22 protein-coding genes are annotated in these 16,865 nt (G+C 45.7%); 7 read left to right on the top strand and 15 right to left on the bottom strand.

Features of this window, described 5'->3' with window-relative positions; translation table 11 throughout:
• Window positions 1-42 precede the first annotated feature (42 nt).
• The 9 genes from LJF29_RS07345 to LJF29_RS07305 form a co-directional block, all read right to left on the bottom strand.
• Window positions 43-1,200: an acetylornithine transaminase gene (locus tag LJF29_RS07345; RefSeq protein WP_229147826.1), complete on the bottom strand. Its 1,158-nt coding sequence runs from the start codon at window positions 1,198-1,200 to the stop codon at window positions 43-45.
• Window positions 1,197-1,973 carry an acetylglutamate kinase gene (gene argB, locus LJF29_RS07340; protein ID WP_229147824.1) on the bottom strand — a complete coding sequence of 259 codons (777 nt, stop codon included), beginning with the start codon at window positions 1,971-1,973 and terminating at the stop codon, window positions 1,197-1,199. Before argB ends, LJF29_RS07345 begins: the two co-directional genes overlap by 4 nt.
• Before the next feature lie 14 nt (window positions 1,974-1,987).
• A complete protein-coding gene (gene argJ, locus LJF29_RS07335) occupies window positions 1,988-3,208 on the bottom strand; it encodes a bifunctional ornithine acetyltransferase/N-acetylglutamate synthase (RefSeq protein WP_229147823.1) in 1,221 nt (406 codons plus the stop codon).
• A gap of 19 nt (window positions 3,209-3,227) precedes the next feature.
• Window positions 3,228-4,265 carry an N-acetyl-gamma-glutamyl-phosphate reductase gene (gene argC / locus LJF29_RS07330; RefSeq protein WP_229147822.1) on the bottom strand — a complete coding sequence of 346 codons (1,038 nt, stop codon included), beginning with the start codon at window positions 4,263-4,265 and terminating at the stop codon, window positions 3,228-3,230.
• A 204-nt stretch (window positions 4,266-4,469) separates the two neighbouring features.
• Window positions 4,470-5,009, bottom strand: coding sequence for an MFS transporter (locus LJF29_RS07325; protein WP_267495989.1), 540 nt, complete (start codon window positions 5,007-5,009; stop codon window positions 4,470-4,472).
• A complete protein-coding gene (locus LJF29_RS07320) occupies window positions 5,009-6,439 on the bottom strand; it encodes an FAD-binding oxidoreductase (RefSeq protein ID WP_229147821.1) in 1,431 nt (476 codons plus the stop codon). The genes LJF29_RS07325 and LJF29_RS07320 overlap by 1 nt, the downstream gene beginning before the upstream one ends.
• A gap of 58 nt (window positions 6,440-6,497) precedes the next feature.
• Complete coding sequence (locus tag LJF29_RS07315; RefSeq protein WP_003224527.1) at window positions 6,498-6,668, bottom strand: YqaE/Pmp3 family membrane protein; 171 nt, start codon at window positions 6,666-6,668, stop codon at window positions 6,498-6,500.
• Window positions 6,669-6,730: 62 nt separating this feature from the next.
• The gene (locus tag LJF29_RS07310) at window positions 6,731-7,039 is read right to left on the bottom strand and encodes a metal-sulfur cluster assembly factor (protein WP_185848089.1); all 309 of its coding nucleotides are present in this window, start codon (window positions 7,037-7,039) and stop codon (window positions 6,731-6,733) included.
• 64 nt (window positions 7,040-7,103) lie between these two features.
• Window positions 7,104-7,871, bottom strand: coding sequence for a prolyl oligopeptidase family serine peptidase (locus tag LJF29_RS07305; protein ID WP_229147820.1), 768 nt, complete (start codon window positions 7,869-7,871; stop codon window positions 7,104-7,106).
• 119 nt (window positions 7,872-7,990) lie between these two features.
• Between LJF29_RS07305 and LJF29_RS07300 the strand changes: the two genes are divergently transcribed.
• The 3 genes from LJF29_RS07300 to LJF29_RS07290 all read left to right on the top strand — a co-directional run bounded on the left by LJF29_RS07300 (window position 7,991) and on the right by LJF29_RS07290 (window position 9,257).
• Complete coding sequence (locus tag LJF29_RS07300; RefSeq protein WP_229147819.1) at window positions 7,991-8,803, top strand: Cof-type HAD-IIB family hydrolase; 813 nt, start codon at window positions 7,991-7,993, stop codon at window positions 8,801-8,803.
• 104 nt (window positions 8,804-8,907) lie between these two features.
• Window positions 8,908-9,060, top strand: coding sequence for a hypothetical protein (locus tag LJF29_RS07295; protein ID WP_010329347.1), 153 nt, complete (start codon window positions 8,908-8,910; stop codon window positions 9,058-9,060).
• Window positions 9,060-9,257: a DUF3813 domain-containing protein gene (locus LJF29_RS07290; protein WP_003224518.1), complete on the top strand. Its 198-nt coding sequence runs from the start codon at window positions 9,060-9,062 to the stop codon at window positions 9,255-9,257. The genes LJF29_RS07295 and LJF29_RS07290 overlap by 1 nt, the downstream gene beginning before the upstream one ends.
• 30 nt (window positions 9,258-9,287) lie before the next feature.
• Here LJF29_RS07290 and LJF29_RS07285 read toward each other — a convergent pair whose 3' ends face one another.
• Both LJF29_RS07285 and LJF29_RS07280 read right to left on the bottom strand, forming a co-directional pair.
• Window positions 9,288-9,743, bottom strand: coding sequence for a BsuPI-related putative proteinase inhibitor (locus LJF29_RS07285; protein ID WP_010333713.1), 456 nt, complete (start codon window positions 9,741-9,743; stop codon window positions 9,288-9,290).
• An 18-nt stretch (window positions 9,744-9,761) separates the two neighbouring features.
• A complete protein-coding gene (locus LJF29_RS07280) occupies window positions 9,762-10,604 on the bottom strand; it encodes a YitT family protein (RefSeq protein ID WP_010333712.1) in 843 nt (280 codons plus the stop codon).
• 138 nt (window positions 10,605-10,742) lie between these two features.
• Here LJF29_RS07280 and LJF29_RS07275 point away from each other — a divergent pair, with 138 nt between their 5' ends.
• Window positions 10,743-11,597 (top strand): DegV family protein, encoded by an 855-nt coding sequence (locus tag LJF29_RS07275; RefSeq protein WP_229147817.1) that lies wholly within the window; start codon window positions 10,743-10,745, stop codon window positions 11,595-11,597.
• Between the two features lie 41 nt (window positions 11,598-11,638).
• On the opposite strand, the gene LJF29_RS07270 is transcribed toward LJF29_RS07275, so the two are convergent.
• The 4 genes from LJF29_RS07270 to LJF29_RS07255 form a co-directional block, all read right to left on the bottom strand.
• Window positions 11,639-13,261: a M4 family metallopeptidase gene (locus LJF29_RS07270; RefSeq protein ID WP_229147816.1), complete on the bottom strand. Its 1,623-nt coding sequence runs from the start codon at window positions 13,259-13,261 to the stop codon at window positions 11,639-11,641.
• A gap of 134 nt (window positions 13,262-13,395) precedes the next feature.
• Entirely contained in the window at window positions 13,396-13,689 is a 294-nt protein-coding gene (locus LJF29_RS07265) for a DUF3784 domain-containing protein (protein WP_010333709.1), read from the bottom strand.
• A gap of 19 nt (window positions 13,690-13,708) precedes the next feature.
• Window positions 13,709-14,296: an HAAS signaling domain-containing protein gene (locus LJF29_RS07260; protein ID WP_229147815.1), complete on the bottom strand. Its 588-nt coding sequence runs from the start codon at window positions 14,294-14,296 to the stop codon at window positions 13,709-13,711.
• Window positions 14,293-14,640 carry a PadR family transcriptional regulator gene (locus LJF29_RS07255; RefSeq protein WP_010333707.1) on the bottom strand — a complete coding sequence of 116 codons (348 nt, stop codon included), beginning with the start codon at window positions 14,638-14,640 and terminating at the stop codon, window positions 14,293-14,295. The genes LJF29_RS07260 and LJF29_RS07255 overlap by 4 nt, the downstream gene beginning before the upstream one ends.
• A 181-nt stretch (window positions 14,641-14,821) precedes the next feature.
• Here LJF29_RS07255 and LJF29_RS07250 point away from each other — a divergent pair, with 181 nt between their 5' ends.
• The 3 genes from LJF29_RS07250 to LJF29_RS07240 are packed head-to-tail and all read left to right on the top strand — an operon-like array spanning window position 14,822 to window position 16,859.
• Complete coding sequence (locus tag LJF29_RS07250; protein ID WP_229147813.1) at window positions 14,822-15,358, top strand: SdpA family antimicrobial peptide system protein; 537 nt, start codon at window positions 14,822-14,824, stop codon at window positions 15,356-15,358.
• Window positions 15,343-16,278: a sporulation-delaying protein SdpB family protein gene (locus LJF29_RS07245; protein WP_229147812.1), complete on the top strand. Its 936-nt coding sequence runs from the start codon at window positions 15,343-15,345 to the stop codon at window positions 16,276-16,278. Before LJF29_RS07250 ends, LJF29_RS07245 begins: the two co-directional genes overlap by 16 nt.
• Window positions 16,275-16,859 carry a sporulation delaying protein family toxin gene (locus LJF29_RS07240; RefSeq protein WP_010333704.1) on the top strand — a complete coding sequence of 195 codons (585 nt, stop codon included), beginning with the start codon at window positions 16,275-16,277 and terminating at the stop codon, window positions 16,857-16,859. Before LJF29_RS07245 ends, LJF29_RS07240 begins: the two co-directional genes overlap by 4 nt.
• Window positions 16,860-16,865 lie beyond the last annotated feature (6 nt).

Raw genomic sequence — 16,865 nt, 5'->3', positions numbered from 1 at the left:
AATTATAAAAATGAATTTTTATGCTTTTATATCGAAAAAAATTTACAAATTGACAGCGGAATGCTGTGCAATCGCTTGTTTCAGCTTGCTGATGGCTTCTGTTATTTCATCCTTTGTCACGGTGAGCGGCGGCAGCAGACGAATCACGTTCGGTCCGGCCGGCAGTACGAGCAAGCCTAATGTCTGCAATTCAGTAATGATGTCTGCAACCGGCCCATCACACTCAATTCCAAGCATTAATCCTTTGCCGCGAATTTGCCTCACAAAAGGACTCTTCAGTTCAGCCTCCAGCTGTTCTTTCAAAAACGCACCCTTATCAGCAGCCTCTTGCAGAAATTCAGGCTGGAATACAACCTGCAATGTTGCATTGACGGCGGCCATCGCCAGCATATTCCCTCCGAACGTCGTTCCGTGAGACCCAGGAGTAAACGCTGCTCCCAGCTCTTTCTTTCCGATTACCGCACCGACTGGAAAGCCGTTCCCCAATCCTTTTGCAGCCGTGATGATATCAGGTGAGAGGCCGAAGTGTTCGTATGCGAAGCCTTTTCCTGTCCGTCCAATACCCGTCTGAATTTCATCTACGATCAGAAGCGCCTGCTTTTCCTTGCAAAACGACTGTACGGCTGTTAAAAATTCTGCACTGGCCGGATTGACTCCGCCTTCTCCCTGTACGGTCTCAAGCATGACCGCGGCTATGTCGTCTTCCCCCCCAAGAGCGGCAAAAGCGGCTGGATCATTGTACGGGAGGTAGTGAAAGCCTTCCAGCATCGGGCCGAAACCTGTTTTGATTTTATCCTGTCCGGTAGCTGCCATCCCTGCATAGGTGCGGCCGTGGAATGATTGGAGAAACGTGATGATTTTCGTTTTTCCAGTTGCCTTTCGTGCCAGCTTAATCGCGCCTTCATTCGCTTCCGCTCCGCTGTTGCAGAAAAAAACGAGATCTCCGGCACTGTTTGCCGCTAACTGCTGTGCCGCTTGCTCCTGAAGACTGTTTTCAAACAGATTGGATACGTGCCATACGCTGTCGAGCTGTTTTTTAACCGCTTCTGTGACCGCTTCATGGCAGTGGCCCAGGTTGGAAACCGCAATCCCTTGAATGAAATCGAGGTATGTTTTGCCGTTTTGATCCTCAACGCAAGTTCCCTTCGCTTTCTTTATCTCGATGTTCCACCGACCGTAGGTTTGAAACAAGCTGCTCATGAAACAGCCTCCTTTGCTTTGACGATTTTTGTTCCTTCAAATGTTTGATTAGAGAAAAACGATCCTTTTCCGTTTACGATCATCACTTCTGAAACCTGATCCGATAAAGCCGACAAGGCTGAATTGACCTTCGGTATCATCCCGCCTGTGATCACTTCCTGTTTGATGAGAGTCTGAATTTCCTCAGGGGTCAGGATGTCGAGACGCTGTTTTTCCTTCATGATCCCTTCCACGTCTGTGACGAACATCAGCTTATCGGCTTTCAGCGCCCCGGCGACTGCCGAAGCCGCAAGATCAGCATTGACATTCAGTGTTTTATAGTCACTCGTCAAGGACAGGGGCGCGATAACCGGAATGATGCCTTCATCCATCAGCGCATTTACCATAGAGGCATTAACCTTTTTAATTTCTCCGACTTCGCCGTATGTGTCCGGGTCGAGATAGTCTGCTTCGAGAAGGCCTCCATCCTTGCCGGACACTCCCGCAGCCCGCAGCCCGTGTTTGGCAAGCTCGGCAACGAAAAATTTATTGACTGAGCCGGACAGGACCATTTCAGCCACTTCCAATACCGGTTTGGTTGTTTTCCGCTGTCCGCCTGAGAACTCTGTTTTGATGTTTAACCGTTTCAGCATATGTGTAATTTCCGGTCCGCCGCCGTGCACGATTGCCAATTTCCATCCTGATTCCATCAATTCTTTCAGGTTTTGAAAAAATTCTTCCGACAGCTCACGGATGACACTTCCCCCGCATTTAAAAACGATTGTTTTCTTCATTGTGCTCCCCTTTATTACGTGCGATAGCTCGCATTAATTTTGATATAATCATAGGTCAGATCACAGCCCCATGCTCTTCCGTTCCCGTCCCCTTCATGCATCTTGATGACAATGGCAATCTCGTCTTCTTCGAGGTATTCTTTCGCGAGAGATTCAGAGAATGGCTGAGGCTCGTTGTTTTTAAACAGGCATTGGCCCCCGAGATAAACCTCTACTTCTTCAGCCTTCACCTGGGCCGCGCTGTGCCCGATAGCCCCGATAATGCGCCCCCAGTTTGCGTCTGTTCCGTACACAGCTGTTTTTACGAGGTTCGAACCGACAATTTTCTTGGCAATTACGTTTGCATCAAGATTATTTTTTGCCCCTTTTACTTGGGCTTCGATTAGTTTTGTCGCGCCTTCTCCGTCTCTGGCAATCTCCTTAGCCAAATCCTCGCAAGTCATAAGAAGCGCTTTTTTAAAGAGCGGCCAGTCCTTATGATCTTCCGTAAGGCACTCATTTTCCGCGCAGCCATTTGCCATGACCAATACCATGTCATTGGTGGAGGTTTCTCCGTCAACTGTAATTTGATTAAAAGAGACGTCAGTGATGTCGCGAAGCACTTTTTGCAGCGCTTTTTCTTCGATTGCCGCGTCTGTTGTCACAAACCCCAGCATGGTGGCCATGTTTGGGTGAATCATTCCGGAGCCTTTAGCCGCTCCGCCGATGGTGACTTTTTGACCGCCGATTGTCAGTTCATAGCACGTTTGCTTAATGACCGTATCTGTCGTTAAAATCGCTTCCTCGAAATCTCCCGATCCCGCAGGTGTTTGTTTCAGGAGCTCGATGCCCGCCTGAATTTTTTCCATGTCTAAATGTTCGCCGATGACGCCCGTTGATGAAACAGCGACAAACTCCGGCTCAATACCCAGCTGTAAAGCGAGGCTCTCCCGCATTTTGTATGCGTCCTCTAAGCCTTGTTCCCCAGTACAAGCATTGGCAATGGCGCTGTTGACAATGACTGCTTTAAGAGCTGATCCATGCTTTAAGCTGTCCTGTGTGACTTTAATCGGAGCCGCCTGAAAGTGGCTTTGCGTATAAACTGCCGCGCTCACTGCCGGTGTCTCGCTGATAATGACGCCAAGGTCTTTTTTCGAGTAGCGCAGTCCGCAATGCACACCCTTTGCCTGAAATCCTTTCGGCGAGGATATATCACCTTTTACTTTCACTATTTGATCTTCACTCAACTGAATCATGGTTCGATTCTCTCCTGTTCTATGGATAAATTGGTGTCATGGTCAGACCTGTCTCTTCGTTCCAGCCATTCATGATATTCAAATTTTGTACTGCCTGCCCGGCGGCACCCTTCATCAGATTATCAATTACAGAAACGATCGTGACCCTGTTTGTTCTTTCGTCGAGAGTAACGGATACATCGCAGAAATTGCTGCCGAACACTTCCTTCGTTTGCGGATAATGCCCCAAAGGCCTCACTCTCACAAAATATGAATCTTGGTAAAATTCCGAATATAAATCGTGCAGATCTTCTGCAGATAGATCAGATGTTAATTGCGTATACATCGTCGCCATGATTCCCCTTGTCATTGGAACCAAGTGAGCAGAGAATGTAATAGCCTTCATCTCTGGCTGCCATTCTTTTAACGTCTGTTCAATCTCGGGGGTGTGCTGATGTTCATTTACTTTATAAATTTTAAAATTGTCGTTAAGCTCAGAAAAATGAGTTCCCATGGACGCTTTCCTTCCCGCGCCGGAAACGCCTGTTTTCGCATCAACGATAACGAACGATTCATCAAGCAGCTTTTTTTGTGCCAAAGGCGCGAGGCCTAGCAGTACAGCTGTCGGAAAGCAACCTGGATTGGCGATGAGCTTCGCCTGCTGTATGCTTTTTTGATTCAGCTCTGAAAGGCCGTAAACCGCCTCTTGAATTGTTTCTATTGGTGCCGCTGTCCGTTTATACCACTTTTCATATACAGCAGGCTCTTGTATCCTCAGATCACCTGACAGGTCAATAACCGGAATTCCCGCCTCTGCAAGCTGCGGAGTCAGTTCACTTGATACTCCCGGGGGCGCAGCAAGAAACATGACATCGATTTCCTGTTTGATTGTATTCATATCAATGGGCTTCAGCTTCTGCTCAGCCAAGCCGGTTAGATGAGGGTAAACATTACTATAGACCTTTCCTTCCCCGCTGGATGAATAAAGTATACATTCTTCCGCATGAGGATGATGTGTAAGAATCCTGACAAGTTCGGCGCCCCCATAACCCGTAGCACCTACAATTCCTATTTTCAAAACGAATTCACCTTCTTGGTCTTTGTGAAATTATTTAACATTATAACATGAATAAAAATTAATTCAATCGTATATTTAATATTTTTATTCATTTATAAATTTTCTGTTCAACAAAAAAATCCACTCTTAAAAAGCAAACAGAAATCACTTCGAATTGTTGATCCAGCGCCTTTTGCAGCTGCATAAAAAAACAGGCTGACCGTGTCAGCCTGTTTTCATCATCATCAATCCGCTTAGAAAATATAGAATAGAGCTTGTATAAAAAATCATTTGCACCGTGAAAAAGTCGGCGAGAAAACCGCCGAGCATAATAGCAGCCGCTGAAAAAACAGCGGTCCAAAAATGATAATTTCCAATCTTTTTTCCGCGTTCCCCAGTGTCTGTAAAGTCGGCGATTAATACTTTTTCTCCGTGCTTTTGCATCGCCCCAAAGAGACCTAACAGCACTTGCACGATGTACACTTGAAGAACGCTGTTAATATGCGGGACATACAAAAGCAGAACCGCCATGCCCCATGAGTTCGCAAGCAGATAATAGCAGCTGTCGATCCTTTCAGACAGCCGGCCGAGGAGCGGGTAAATGAGCGCTCCGCTCAGTCCGAATAATCCATAGGAAAACCCGAACTGCGTATAGCTTGAGCCGATATTTTTCACAAACAGAATGTAAAATGGAAAAATTAAACTGCTTGCGAAAAACACGCTGCTTTGTGAAAGTGTCAGCCATTTTAATTTGTTTTTCCCCATTATTTATACCTCTGATAAAAGTAATTCATAAACCGCTCATCCGGATCGTACGTGCGTTTTTTCTGAAAAAACGCTTCGGTTTTCGGGTACGCCTGTCTCATTTGCGCTTTTGTCTGATATGTCATATACGGCAGATAATAGCTTCCTCCGTGTTTGAGCGCAACGTCTGTCATGCGCCTGATGATCCGAGCAGTGTCAGCCTGGTCTTCTTTTAAGAAGCCCTCGTTGATTAAGAGCACGAGCGAAAACATATCTTCCTTCGCATAAGACAGGTCGGCCTTTTCGTTTTTTTGCACATATCGGATCGTGATATTAAGCAGATTCAGGTCTTCATGTGACAGCGTTTGTCTCAGGTCATCAATATAGGAAGCGTACTCCTTCACCGGCACAAAGTATTCCTGCAGCACGTCTGTATTTTCATTGTTTTCGTATTCGAGAAATTTTGATTCTGACCGCATGACGTTATTGCGTGAGATCTTTGTTCCATTTTGGCTTAGAAAATAGGATTGCTGGGTGTTCCAGAGCCAGTTTCTGCCCCACTCGTACCGTCTTGACAGGCCGAGCGCGAATTTCGTCACTTGTGTATGCTCGTCTTCTTTGAGATCTCTGTAAGATGTCAGCTGATTCTGCTCCTCTGCTAAAGTGTAATTTGTGACATACATGTCTTTCAGAAATCCTTTTTCTGCTGTTGAGATACGCGCCAGATGCATGCGGACACCGGGATTGCTTTTGACATGCTTTGCAAAATAGTCGGCGTATGTACTGTAGTTCATTTTTTCCGTTTGCATGACGTACAACTCGTCATCCGTTAATTCAAGCTCAACATCGAGAATCACGCCAAAAAGACCGTACCCGCCGATGACTGCTGAAAACAAGTCATCTTTTGGAGTGACGGTGACAATTGAGCCGTCGGCTTTTAATAGACGGAATGATTTGACTGTATCAATCAGAGATCCGTAGCGGATATCACGCCCGTGGGCATTGGCGCTGAGAGAGCCTCCGATTGTAAAAATATTTTGTGACTGCATGACTTTTACCGCAAGCCCGTATGGATTCACGTATTTCTGTATGTCATTCCACGTCGCCCCGCTTTGGACCCTTATGGTTTTTTTCTCTTTATCGAAAGCGAGGATTTTGTTGTAGCCTGTCATGTCGAGAACGATGCCGTCCTCGTAATATGTATGGCCGCCCATCGAATGCTGGGTTCCGGCTATTGAGATTTTTATGTTTTTTCGATTGGCCTCTTTGACTGTGTCAATGAGGTTATTTTCTTCCTGCCCTTTCACTGTCTGCTTAATTTTCACCGGCATCAAACGGCTGACATCCGTCATCTCGCTGGAGTCGTTTTTTTGCTCCGAGTGAACAGAGTACGCAAACAGGGCAGCATACGCACCAGTGCACAGCGCGAATGCAAGCAATTTCTTTTTCATGGCGCTCTCCCTGTTTTTTATGGCCATTATACCATGTTTGCGTCCTCTTTTTTCCAGATTAACGTCTTGCCCGTTTTTCAGCGCGGCGGTCAGCCACGATAAAACAAGCGTGAATGGCGCCCGGCAGCCAAAAGATACATGTCAATATGAGATTGAGCAGTGCCTGAAACGGCTTCCCCGTAAACAAAACAGCAAGCGGCGGGCATAGAACGGCAAGCAGGTACATCATTTCGCTTCACTCCTTTCAGTTTTAAAAAGGACAGCCTCACAGTAAGGCTGTCCTCTTTTGTTTTATTGTATGCCAAGTGCGATTTTTGCATATCTTGACATTTTGTCACGAGTCCAAGGCGGGTTCCACACAATGTGAACTTCCGTCTCTTTCACTTCTGGAAGGTCCGATAACGCTTTTTTCACTTCATCCACGATAATTGGCGCTAAAGGGCAGCCCATTGATGTCAGTGTCATCGTAACGTGCGTTAAGCCGTCTTCATCCATATCAACATCGTATACTAACCCGAGGTTCACGATATCAACGCCAAGCTCAGGATCGACAACCTGTTCCAGGGCGCCCATAATGTTTTCTTTTAATGCTTCTTCCACGTTCCCTCACTCCTTTTTTTATACAGTATAACGCAAATCCGGACAGTGTTAATACCTTTGTGCTTTATAAGTGCTTTTCAAACCATTCAACGGTTTTTAACACAGCTGCCCGCGGCACTTTATGATCCGCTCGTTCATCCGCAATAAACTGGAGACGTTCCGGCTGCTCGCGATAATGAGATTTAATCGTGTCATAAAATTTCCGGGTCGGCGCGTAAGGCACGACTTGATCTTTAACACCATGCCAAAATAAAAGCGGACGCTGCTGCAGTTTCTCCGGCTGGCGGCTGAGATCCCGCATTTTAAGGCGCTCCATGAGTTCCTGCACCCTTTCCTCCGGCACATCGATATCAATGCCCTGAGATTTGATGTGGTCGATCTGCTGCTGGAACAGTTCAACATAATTCGGGCTTCCCATCAGACTGACGCCGGCTTTTACCCAATCATAAACCGTTAAGGCGCCAAGCGTTGTAATGCCACCCATAGATGTACCCGCAAGCCCAATACGGCCGCCGTCTATCAGGCCTTCTTTCTCAAAATGATTCTTAAGTACATCAAGCTCTTCAATCTCGTTTAGCACGATGTCCCAAAAATGGCCGGCCAGCTTTTCAACAGCCATTTGCTCTCCCCGTTCACCATGGTGCAGCGCCTCCGGCAGAACGGCTCTAAAGCCCTTCTCCGCAAGCAGATAAGCAATATGAAGGTTGTGTTCCTTTGCGCTTGTAAAGCCATGTATAAAGAAAACAAGAGGAACGGCACGGTGCCTGTTCTCTTCTTTTACAATATGTAAAAACGGAATGCCGGAAACGGTCTGATTTTCAATTTGAATCACAATGTCCCCTCCTTAGGATAACCCTAATCATAAGTGTAACATGTAGACAATAAAGATGGTAAAAAGCTACACTGTAATTAAGGCAACTCACGCAAAATCTAAGATTAAAGGAGCTTTTCATGGAGACAAAACCCTATGTAATCGCATTAGATTTAGATGGAACATTATTAAAGGACGATAAAACCATATCAGAAAACACCCTTCAAACGATACAGCGCCTAAAAAATGACGGACATTACGTCTGCATCTCCACCGGCCGTCCGTACCGTTCAAGTTCCATGTACTATGAGCAGATGAAGCTGACAACGCCAATTGTCAATTTTAACGGAGCGTTTGTCCATCATCCGAAAGATGACAGCTGGGGACGGTTTCATACCTCACTGCCGCTTCAAGTTGTCAAACAGCTTGTGGATATTAGCGAGACCTACAATGTACATAATATACTTGCTGAAGTCATCGATGATGTGTACTTCCATTATCATGATGAGCATCTGATTGATGCCTTTAACATGAACACAACAAATGTCACCGTCGGCGATTTGCGTGAAAATCTCGGTGAGGATGTCACCTCTGTGCTCATCCATGCGAAAGAGGAAGATGTTTCTTCCATACGCGCTTATTTAACAGATGTGCACGCCGAGGTGATCGATCACAGAAGATGGGCAGCCCCGTGGCATGTGATTGAGATTATTAAAAGCGGCATGAACAAAGCGGTTGGCTTGCAGAAAATCAGCGATTACTACGGCGTGCCGCGAGAACGGATCATCGCTTTTGGCGATGAAGATAACGACTTGGAAATGCTAGAATTCGCAGGCTGCGGCGTCGCCATGGGAAATGGAATTGACGCAGTCAAGCAGATCGCCGACAAAACGACGGTTTCCAATGAAGAAGACGGCGTCGCCCAATTTTTGAAAGAATATTTCTCAATATAAAGAGCGAAGTGTTTTAATTTTTCCCACTTATAAACCTTTACCCGCCCCAGCATACTATAGGAGACGACTCATCTCGTCAAAGTATGGAAGGGGGCAGTCTCACAATGGGTAAACGAAGCAAATCCAGAAGGTTTATTCACCAGGGTAAAGACTCCATCGGGCAACACGCCGCAAGATTTCCATATCGGTCTACTTTAGAAGAAGCTCACCAGCATGCCGCGGCACGAGACTCGGCTGAAAGGCAGTATGAATATTAATGAGAAACGAACTGTTTCAGCAGGCGAAATCATTTGTTCAACAGGCTGTCATGGTGACAAACGGCTTTGAGGAAGGCGATCAGGAGCAAGCGATTCTGAGGGCCAAAAATGCTGTGTCTTCTGCGTATGCCAATTCGACAGATGCGGAACGTCAACAGCTTCATCAATTTCAAGATCAACTGGATAAATTGCAATAAAAAAAGGCTATGGCGAATCGCCATAGCCTCTTATTTGACTTCAAATTGCTGAACAGCCTGAACCTGCTTGAGATTTTCCGCTTTGCCCTTAAATGTTACCTTCACCTCGTAAGTTCCCGGCTCAGGGACTTCCTTCCACTCATCAGTGAAATCATAGGTTTCTCCCGGTTCAAGCGTCAGGTTTTGAAAAGCCTGTGTAAACATTTTGTCTTTTGAATAACGGTATCTTTCTTTGTGATCTGAATCGTACACGACAAGTTCAAATTTTTGTCCCGTGCTGAATTGAAACTCCACACTGCGTTCGCTTTGGTTCTTCAGTGACATGTTAAACTTGATTTGTTCAGGCTCCTGAATTGCGTCAACAGATAAAACAACCTCTTGATTCTCCATTCCGCCTGATACCTCCTTATCGGGTTCTGTCCGCTCATGTTTCCCGCAGCCCATTAAAAGCACCACAGGCAAGAGCATCACAAGCAGCCGTTTCACGACTTCCACCTGCTTTCGTCAGTCTTTTCTAAAGAAACCAAAAATCCCGGTCGTTTGGACAATGTTTGTAAATGCTTTCGGGTCCACTTCTTTTACGATTTTTTCTAAATCGTACAATTCATACCTCGTGATGACGATAATCATCATTTCTTTCGGCTCGTTTGTAAAAGCGCCTTTGGCTGGGACAGTCGTTATGCCCCGCACCATTTTTCCATAAATGGCTTCTTTAATTTCGTCCGCTTTTTTCGTCACAATCATCGCTGTCAGTTTCATATGCCGGGTATGAATCGCGTCGATCACCCTCGTTGTCACATACAAAGTAACAAGGGTATATAAAGCTTTCTCCCAACCTTGCAATAATCCTGCCGTCAGAATGATAATCCCGTTCAGAATAAAGAAATACGTGCCGACGGGTTTATCCTTCCACTTGGCCAGTACCATAGCGACAATATCAAGACCGCCTGTCGAAGCGCCGTACTTTAATGTTAAACCGATGCCGACCGCAGAAATTACGCCGCCGAATACCGCGTTCAGCAGGATGTCATGAGACAGTCTCATTTCCGGCAGGATTCCCATAAACAACGTGGTCAGTGCGACACTCAAAATGCTGTACACCGTAAACGATCTTCCGACCTTCAGCCACCCTAAAATACCGACCGGAATATTTAAGAGGAACAAGAGCGTTCCCGTCGATATGTAGAAGGGGGCATATTGGTCAACGACGCTTGATAAAAGCTGGGCGACACCTGTAAATCCGCTGGCATATACATCTGCTGGAATCAGAAATAAGTTCAGCCCGGCCGCATTGAGTAAAGCCCCGATGATGACGATGAGTAATTTTTTTGTTTGATCTAGTACCATGGCATGTTCCTCCGCTCATTCTTCTTTATTATGTTTTCCCTTAAAACAAATATTTGAACACGATTTTGAGTAATTAATATGATATAGTTGGCTTAAATCACATGATAACGAGCGATAAATGGAAAGAAGGGAAGCAAAATGACAGTTCACCTCATTGCTGACAGCGCGGCTGATCTGCCTCGTTCTTATTTTGAGGAAAACGGCCTTGGCTTTATCCCGCTTAGAGTTTCTCTCGGCGACAAAGAATATGAAGATGCAGTCACGATCCATGCGGAACAAATATTTGAAGCGATGCAAAATGGGGAAGCGCCCAAGACGTCCCAAGCCTCACCGCAAACCATTAAAAATGTATTTTTGCAATATGCCGAAACAGGAGAGCCCGCCCTTTACATTGCTTTTTCCTCAGGGCTCTCCGGCACCTATCAGACAGCCGTCATGATCGCCAATGAAGTGAAGGAAGAATTCCCCGATTTTGATTTGCGGGTGATTGATTCCAAATGCGCTTCATTAGGCTGCGGTCTGGCCGTCCGGCATGCACGCGAACTCTGTATCAACGGAAATACAATACAAGAAATCGAAACGTCTGTAAAGAACTTTTGCGCACAGCTTGAACACATTTTTACAGTCGATGATTTAACGTACCTCGCCCGGGGCGGCCGAATTTCAAAAACGTCCGCTTTTGTCGGCGGTCTGCTCAATATTAAACCACTGCTTCATATGGAGGGCGGCAAGCTTGTGCCGCTTGAAAAAATCCGCGGACAGAAAAAGCTGTTCAAACGGATTATCGAATTAATGAAAGATCGAGGAGACAATTGGAGCGATCAAACCGTCGGAATCAGCTATGCCGCTAACGAAGGAACAGCCAATGAAATGAAACAATTGATCGAAGACGCCTTCAAGCCGAAAGACATCATCATGCACTCCATCGGCTCTGCTGTCGGATCCCATTCCGGCCCCGGCACACTGGCGATATTTTTTCTGGGAAGGTCATAAAAAAACAGCCAGGCTGAAAAGCCCTGGCTGTTTTTTCATTTTTATTGGATTCCGACTGCGTCATATGCCTTTTCGACAGAAGCTGATTGCTTCGAGCCCTCACCGTATAAATCCTTGGCAGCTTCGATTGCCGCTTGCCTCATCATGCTGAAGTCTGAAGAAGGCGTGACGTAATATGTCAAAGCCCGATAATAAATTTGCTCACAAGCTTCACGCCCGATCCCCTCTACCCGCACATCATGGTGCACGCCGCCTTCCGCGAGAAGATATGCCGCTTTATTGTGGATCGACGAATTGATATGCACCCCGCCGTAATCCTCTGTGCCCGTATAACGGTTTGAATAATGATCCGGATTCCCCTGCTTGGAAGGGTCCGCTAACGAACGTAAAGCATCCCCGCGTACGTCCGGCGTATATACATCCTCGCCGATTTCCCAGTCATCCCGGTCTGTCATCACCGCCATAATATCAGAAATGGATTCGTTTAACGCGCCGGGTTCTCCCTGATATAAAAGGCCGGCGGAATACTGGGTGACCGCGTGTGTCATTTCATGCGCCACAATGTCGAGCGATCCGGAAAGCGGCTTAAACTTTGCGCCGTCACCATCCCCGTACACCATCTGCACACCGTTCCACGCCGCATTGTTCCACTGTTTTCCCACATGTACGGTAGACGTAATTCTTGCTCCGTTTTGATCGAAGGAATGGCGGCCAAACGTGCGGCTGTAATAGTCGTAAACCGTTTGCGCGTTTGCATGGGCATCTACAGCCGCCGGGTCTTTAAATACGGACGTGCCGCTGGCCACTTCTTTGCCTGTATACCCGATCAATTGAGACAAAAGGGTAAATAAGGTTTCGTTCAGGTTCTTTGCGTCAAAAGTATTTATCCCTTTTCCCCTTGTTTCATCAGCCAAATAATAACGCCCATTCTGTTCAGTTACTTCAAAGCTTTTTTCTTCGCCTGATACGCCAATTCCCGTACCTGCTGCTTCATGAATGGCATTGAAAGAATCAATGACCTTTCCGCTTTTGGCATGAATGAAATAATGCCAATATCCAGGCTCAGGTTCAGACGTCGAAAGTCTCACAAGGTAGGCAAGATCATAAGCGCCTTCGTGCGGATAAATATATAATTCGGCTTTTGGTTCCCCGTCAACATACTCGATTTTTCCAATAGATGCCTCAAGCGCACGGCGCGCTGTATGTATAGCTTTTTTCTTGGATACAGACGGTGTGACAGATATGTCATTTAGTTGCGGGTGCACCTTCCCAAAGAAACTTTTCACTTGTTTGTTTCCCTTCATCCCGACCGCCTGTCCAAAGCCGTAAACAGGAATCCCTTTATACACTTCCTCTAATTTAAAATACGTTTGTTTTGTCTTTGGATCCTTTATGGTTTTCGAAATGCGAAAATGGCTGTTCGCATTTCCTTTGAGCTTAAAATGCGTTTGGTGCTTGTCCAGATATGAAAATAGCGCTTCTTTCTGCGTTAGGTTTTGAGCTGGCTGCCATGATGGCTGTGATTTTTCGATGATGTATGAAGGGGTTTGATACGTATGGTCGTATTTGATGCTTTGATCTGCTGAGGCATTTGATGCAAAAACACATTGAGCCGCCGTGCATAAGCCGGCCATGAACAGAGATGTCTTGAACAGTGTAGGCAAAACACCACATCCTTCCTGATTTGGAACTTATTTTTCGTTCATCCTAACAAAAAAACCGAAACTTGTATGTGGTGCTTCGTTCCTATTTTCAGGAAAAAGAAAGAAGGACAGAGATTCGCCCCGTCCTTCAGCTCCTATTCTACCAGTTTTTTATTCACGTAAATAATAACCCCTGCACCATATGCCAAAATAAGCGGCGGAATTAGCTGCTCCTGGCCTTGAAATGAGATAAAGCTGTTCAGCAGAATGAACAAACCGGAATTCAAGAAAAAGTAGCCTGCTATTCTGGCCAGCCGATCCTTATCCCGGATACGTGCCTCATTAAACCCCGCCAGCATCCACGTCTGTTTTTTGATCCCGACCAGATAAGCTACCACAAAGAATAAAAGCGAAATGACAATTAATAGATAATTGATGCTGATTTCCATATTACAGCCTCCTACAACATTACTTGACGTTCAAATAAAGAAAAAAAGCGGCACAGCTAACCACAATCAGCAGAAGGACGACGAATGCATTGATGAGCGGCTGCACAAGAAGCACAACAGCCAAAAACAGCAGATACGCCGCACCGACCCTGGAAATCGTGACAATCTCATGTTGAGAGCGCATTTTGTTCTTTCTTACACCCGCAAACATCATTACCTTCTTCCGCTTCCATACATAGCCTGCGAGCACCGCCAAATAAAGAGCCAATGGCACATATCTGTATGAGGGCGGCAGCAGCGGCAGGAGTATGATTACAGCAATAAGAAAGACCGAAAGTCCGCTTTTTCCTAACACAGAACCCCTCCGTTTCTGTTCCTCCCTTTCACCCATCATCGCTTCGGCAAGCTCTTTCGGATGAGAAAACTCAGTTTCGACAGCTTCCCGCAGATCCTCTACACTATGGCCGGCATTCATTCTGTCTTGTACAAAAGCGGTTAAATGGCCCTTCAATTCGGCTATCGTGTTTTCTCTCTCTACTTCAGGCATATTCGCCAGCTCAGCGTTTAGTTCCTCCGTATAGCGGTCAATGATGTGCTGTGCATTCATAGCAAATCCCCCGATAAGGACAATAAAGCTTGATGGGTTTCCAGGTATTTCTCCAGCCGTTCTTTTAACATCTCTTCTCCTTTTTGCGTCATTTTGTAGTACTTCCTTTTCGGGCCGTCCAAAGAATCTTGCCAAAAAAATTCGACCCAGTCCTTCTCCGTCATCCGTTTCAAAATCGGATAAATCGCACCCTCCGAAATAGCCAGTGCCGGAGTTGTTTTTAAGGACGATGTCAATTCATAACCATACATCGGCTTTGAGCGCAGCAGGGATAAAATGGCCAGCTCGAAAATTCCTTTGCGAAATTGAACAATCCAGCGGTCGTTAATTTGATTCGTTTTCATGGTTTAAATATATCGAAAAAACCACTATATATCAATGACATATAGCAGTGAAAAATGTCCTGTTTTTTCACTTAACAAAAATGGAATTTCTCCTACTTTCTAACCTTTTTATTACAAAAATGTTTTTATATGATGAAAAGTAAGAAAAGTGAATTTCGTCAGTTTAAAAAGGAGCAGTCGAATGCAGAAATCGATATCATTTTTTATCATTTTTTCGGTCCTCTGGGGGTCTTTATTTCTGTTTTCAATCATTGGCAGCTTAGGGACAACCCCGATTCCGCTGACAAAGGACTCCAAATTTCTCATGTCCAGCGTCATTCCTCAGGGCTGGGGCTTTTTCAGCAAAAACCCCCGTGATACCGCCATCGGCTTATATGAGGATGGAAATGCCACCGCCAAGGTCAGATGGCCCAATATGAGGGCTGATAACCTATTCGGCCTGTATCGTTATGGGCGATCGCAGGGTGTAGAAATGGGCGTTATCTACAGCCAAGTCGGCAAGGAACAGTGGACAGAATGTAAAGAAACGGACCTGAGTGCCTGCAAAAGCAAAGCCAAAACCGTTCAGCTGCAAACACCGGCACCCCGCCCGCTGCTTTGCGGCAGCTATTATTTAACGAAAGAGGATATCGTTCCGTGGAGTTATTCTAAATACACCGCTTCGTCTTATCAGATAAAAAGCATAGTCAAGGTTGTGATCTCATGCTCGAAAACATAAAACAGACCATCACCGGATGGGACGAGAGAAACCCGTGGACAAATGTATACGGACTCGCGCGAAGCATCATTGCTTTATCCAGCCTGCTGACGCTGCTCGTCAATCATCCGAGCCTCATTATAAAGCCCGCCAGCGGAATTAGCAGTTATCCTGCTTGTAAAATGAATCTCAGTCTCTTTTGCCTCGGCGAAAATAACTATATGATGTTAAATCTGGTCAGATGGATCTGCATTGCCATTCTGGTGCTTGTTGTGATCGGGTGGCGCCCTAGAATCACCGGGATTCTTCATTGGTATGTCAGTTACAGCCTCCAGTCGTCGTTAATTGTCATCGACGGAGGCGAGCAGGCGGCCGCAGTTATGACATTTTTGCTCATTCCTATCACGCTGACCGATCCGAGAAAATGGCATTGGAGCGGAAGGCCTGATGATGCAGAGGGCCAAAGAACAATTGGAAAAATCACAGCATTTATTTCTTATTTTGTCATCAGGCTCCAAGTGGCAGTGCTTTATTTTCACTCTACTGTTGCTAAGCTGTCTCAGCAGGAATGGGTGGACGGTACAGCCGTCTATTATTTCGCCCAGGAAAAAACCATCGGCTTCAACGGCTTTTTTCAGGCATTAACGAAGCCGTTTGTGACTAGTCCGTTTGTGGTGATTCCGACATGGGGGACGCTTCTCGTCCAGATTGTCATCTTTGCGGCACTGTTCGCGCCGAAGAAGCATTGGAGATTGATTTTAATCATCGCTGTTTTTATGCATGAGATATTCGCGGTTATGCTGGGTTTAATCAGCTTTTCAATCATCATGGCCGGCATTTTGATATTGTATCTCACTCCAATTGATTCCACGTTTCAATTTACATATATTCGCAGACTGAAGTGGAATAAAAAAGAAAAGAAGGGAGAGGTTTCAGTTTGAAGAAGGCGTTTCTCGTATTTTTGTCGGTTGTATTGGTGACGACAGTGTTTATGGTGAAGCAGCAGGAAAGTGTAGCACAGGCAAAGCAGCTTGAGTATTCGGGTGAAGAGATTTTTAAAGGGTTTGTGTTCGCTCAGGGTGAAGTGGGCAAACAGCTTCCAGAGGTATTTAATAAAGCCATGACTGACAAACTCAACACAAAACAGGCAAAGGCTTTTGCCAATCAGGTTGTTGCTGATATTAAAAAAGAGGATGCTGACTTTTTTGACAATCTGAAGAAAGCTGTTTACAGCAAAGATGCAATGAAGGTGGATGAACTGCTGAAAAAAGCGGGTCAAATCGTTGAAGAAAAAGTAGAAGCTGCAAAAGAAATTGCCGCTTCCAAGGATGATACGTCCAGAGTTCAAGCTGAACTCGTCAACACGGTCGAAACCGCTAACTATTTCTATTATGTTTCTTATGTTGCAGCAGCCGGTGCGCTGATTCTTGTCATTCTTGCCATTGATATTACTCCGATCGCGATTTCAGACAATGTGGATCGCGAAATGGCAATCAGAACGCTGGTTGATGAATTAAATTAGAAAATA

The organism is Bacillus sp. LBG-1-113 (assembly GCF_020708615.1).
Classification (GTDB): domain Bacteria; phylum Bacillota; class Bacilli; order Bacillales; family Bacillaceae; genus Bacillus; species Bacillus mojavensis.
The sequence above is the reverse complement of the archived record's forward strand: the minus strand, read 5'-3'. Positions and strand labels throughout refer to the sequence as shown.

Excerpts from the sequence above, each read along its gene's own strand:
- LJF29_RS07245 (WP_229147812.1), top strand. The coding sequence starts at position 15,343 with ATGCTCGAAAACATAAAACAGACCATCACCGGATGGGACGAGAGAAAC.
- LJF29_RS07265 (WP_010333709.1), bottom strand. The coding sequence starts at position 13,689 with ATGGAAATCAGCATCAATTATCTATTAATTGTCATTTCGCTTTTATTC.
- LJF29_RS07295 (WP_010329347.1), top strand. The coding sequence starts at position 8,908 with ATGGGTAAACGAAGCAAATCCAGAAGGTTTATTCACCAGGGTAAAGAC.
- LJF29_RS07250 (WP_229147813.1), top strand. The coding sequence starts at position 14,822 with ATGCAGAAATCGATATCATTTTTTATCATTTTTTCGGTCCTCTGGGGG.
- LJF29_RS07300 (WP_229147819.1), top strand. The coding sequence starts at position 7,991 with ATGGAGACAAAACCCTATGTAATCGCATTAGATTTAGATGGAACATTA.
- argJ (WP_229147823.1), bottom strand. The coding sequence starts at position 3,208 with ATGATTCAGTTGAGTGAAGATCAAATAGTGAAAGTAAAAGGTGATATA.
- LJF29_RS07345 (WP_229147826.1), bottom strand. The coding sequence starts at position 1,200 with ATGAGCAGCTTGTTTCAAACCTACGGTCGGTGGAACATCGAGATAAAG.
- LJF29_RS07280 (WP_010333712.1), bottom strand. The coding sequence starts at position 10,604 with ATGGTACTAGATCAAACAAAAAAATTACTCATCGTCATCATCGGGGCT.
- argB (WP_229147824.1), bottom strand. The coding sequence starts at position 1,973 with ATGAAGAAAACAATCGTTTTTAAATGCGGGGGAAGTGTCATCCGTGAG.
- LJF29_RS07290 (WP_003224518.1), top strand. The coding sequence starts at position 9,060 with ATGAGAAACGAACTGTTTCAGCAGGCGAAATCATTTGTTCAACAGGCT.
- LJF29_RS07315 (WP_003224527.1), bottom strand. The coding sequence starts at position 6,668 with ATGATGTACCTGCTTGCCGTTCTATGCCCGCCGCTTGCTGTTTTGTTT.
- LJF29_RS07320 (WP_229147821.1), bottom strand. The coding sequence starts at position 6,439 with ATGAAAAAGAAATTGCTTGCATTCGCGCTGTGCACTGGTGCGTATGCT.
- LJF29_RS07275 (WP_229147817.1), top strand. The coding sequence starts at position 10,743 with ATGACAGTTCACCTCATTGCTGACAGCGCGGCTGATCTGCCTCGTTCT.
- LJF29_RS07325 (WP_267495989.1), bottom strand. The coding sequence starts at position 5,009 with ATGGGGAAAAACAAATTAAAATGGCTGACACTTTCACAAAGCAGCGTG.
- LJF29_RS07255 (WP_010333707.1), bottom strand. The coding sequence starts at position 14,640 with ATGAAAACGAATCAAATTAACGACCGCTGGATTGTTCAATTTCGCAAA.
- LJF29_RS07260 (WP_229147815.1), bottom strand. The coding sequence starts at position 14,296 with ATGAATGCACAGCACATCATTGACCGCTATACGGAGGAACTAAACGCT.